The following is a 2,310-nucleotide window of genomic DNA, read 5'->3' as shown; positions in this document are numbered from 1 at the left end:
GCTGGTCGAACCATTCCCGGCCCCGGTTCGCGTCGATGGACGCGTTGGCGGGGATCTTCGTCCCGTCGATCGCGATCGTCCCGAACCGGGCAAGCCCCGCCCGTGCGGCGATCAGCAGCACCTGCGCAAATAACCCGGCGAACGCTTCCTCGGACACGGCACGGAACCTCGCAATCGTCGCGTGGTCTGGTACATCGCCAGCGCACGCCACTTTGAATGCAATGTCCGTGTGGCATAGCCGCTCGACCTGACGCGAGGACCGCACGCCACGGCAGTACGCATAGACCAGCAGCCCCAGGAGCATCCGTGGATCGTATCCGGCGGCGCCGACCCCACCCCGCCGCCGGGACGCTTCGAAAGATGAAACATCAAGCGTCTCGACGATCTCGATGACAAGCCAGACGAGATGATCTTCGGGCAGCCAGTCCCGCATATCCGGCGGAAGCAGAAACACCTGATCACGCCGCACAGGACGATAACTCCGAGCCATACCCGATTCTCCCAGGACCGTCGTCACCGCCCGGGCTGGGACACGCCATTCTGCGACAGGCTCGAAAAGGCATCAATCGGGCAGAAAGTGCCCGAGGCCGGCTTTTCCGGCTTTCCGATTGACCTCGGATCACGACAGCACAGGCCCATGGCCCGGGGTTCGGCGCGCAGGAAATTGCGCGGATGGCCAAACAAGGCCGTCCGGAACGCCTCCAGCATGGCACGTGCCGGCGTCCCGCCAAGGACAGATTCCGGCGGCGTGACTTGCCCTCGACCCAGCACGCATTACCGCAGAGCGACGCCGTGGTGCAGCGCCTACCATCGTCTCCCATCGTTCCCGGAACTACTTCGCAGCGATCACCCTCGCCGCATCACGCCTCTGGCTCAACGCCACCTTCAGCAAGTCCGCCGTGCCACAGCCGCGGGAGAGATCATCCACCAGAAGGACCCCCGGGAGGTTCAGCTGGAGCAGACGAGCCAGCACAGACATTTCCGATGCCTTCGGCGTTCCCGGGCAGGTGGACGGTCTCGACCAGCTGCCAGGGATCGTGGGGAACCGGGCGCGGGTCCGAGGTGATGAGACCCATGGTTGGGGTTCCTTCGGCAGGTGTCGTGCTGCGGTCGACGTTGCGGAGTGAGCGGTGCGCGGAAGAGTCAGAGCAGTTCGGCGAGGTCGTTGACCACGAGGGTGGCGCCGGCGTCCAGCAGCCTCTGCCGGCCCGCTCCCCTGTCCACGCCGATCACCGAGTGGAAGCTCCCCGCGCTTCCGGCCTGGACACCGGAGACGGCGTCCTCGACCACGACGCACTCTTCGCTGGGCACGCCCAGCAGCCCCGCAGCGTATTCATAGCTTGCAGGCTGGGCTTGCCGGGCAATCCTTCCGCGACAGCGACGACACCGTCCACCACCACCGGGAAATAGTCCGACAGCCCCGCGGCCTTGAGCACCGTCGCGGCGTTGCGGGAGGAGGAAACGACAGCGAGCTTCAGCCCCCTGGCCAGCGCGGCCTCGATGAACCTCACGGACCCCTCGTACGGCCTCACTCCGCCGACCTCGATGATGTCCTTGAAGACCTTGTTCTTGCGGTTCCCCAGCCCATGGACAGTGTCGTGGGCAGGATCGTCGTCCAGCGGGCCTTCCGGCAGGACGATATCGCGTGAGGCCAGAAAGTCCCGGACCCCGTCGAACCGGGGCTTGCCGTCGATGTAATAGAAGTAGTCGCTTTCGCGGTAAGGCGCCGCCCCGGGGACCGAGCGCAGGAATCCGTCGAAGAGGTCCTGCCACGCGCGCTCGTGCACGATCGCGGTGGGTGTCAAGACACCGTCGAGATCAAAAAGGATGGCTGACGTGCCGCTCCAGCTTGAGCCGGTGGGAAGGTCGATCATGAATTTTCCTTTCGGATGGGGAAAGGTCAGGTGGTGCTCGCCGGTGCTTGCAGGCGAGTCTCTCGGCAACCGATAGGACCGGTCACGGGACCGGCTGGCGTCATCGCATGCCAGGGTGTTTCAGATTCGAGCTCTTCCTGCGCTCCATGTTTGAGGATAGATGAGAGAAACATCCGTGCGGCCCTGGCAGCCGCCGACTCGCTGGAGAGCACCACGGTGCTGGAGATGCACAGGGCCCTGATGCGCCATGCCGCCCTCATGGCCGGCGCATAACCAGGGGATAGGTATGGCTTGCCAGTGCGCTGATTCACCGTCCCCCGAGGGCTCCCTGCGCCAGGTCGAACGGATCCGCGGCCAGGTCGCAAGCATCGACTCCCGGAAGCTGGACGGCCGCGTCGAAGTGCCGCCCACCTCCGATGAACTCCAGGCCCTGGCG

Annotated in this window: 2 protein-coding genes and 1 pseudogene; all 3 read right to left on the bottom strand. The window is 65.3% G+C overall.

Translation table 11 applies throughout. From position 1 onward, the window contains the following. A partial coding sequence (locus AHiyo1_RS00875) for a transposase (protein WP_216363114.1) occupies positions 1-469 on the bottom strand: 469 nt, incomplete at its 3' end. Between the two features lie 363 nt (positions 470-832). Continuing rightward, positions 833-979: a hypothetical protein gene (locus AHiyo1_RS24345; RefSeq protein WP_172465461.1), complete on the bottom strand. Its 147-nt coding sequence runs from the start codon at positions 977-979 to the stop codon at positions 833-835. Between the two features lie 164 nt (positions 980-1,143). After that, positions 1,144-1,874: pseudogene (locus tag AHiyo1_RS00865) on the bottom strand (HAD family hydrolase). Positions 1,875-2,310 lie beyond the last annotated feature (436 nt).

The organism is Arthrobacter sp. Hiyo1 (assembly GCF_001263615.2).
Classification (GTDB): domain Bacteria; phylum Actinomycetota; class Actinomycetes; order Actinomycetales; family Micrococcaceae; genus Arthrobacter.
This window is presented reverse-complemented; position numbering and strand designations above follow the sequence as displayed.

Excerpts from the sequence above, each read along its gene's own strand:
- AHiyo1_RS24345 (WP_172465461.1), bottom strand. The coding sequence starts at position 979 with ATGTCTGTGCTGGCTCGTCTGCTCCAGCTGAACCTCCCGGGGGTCCTT.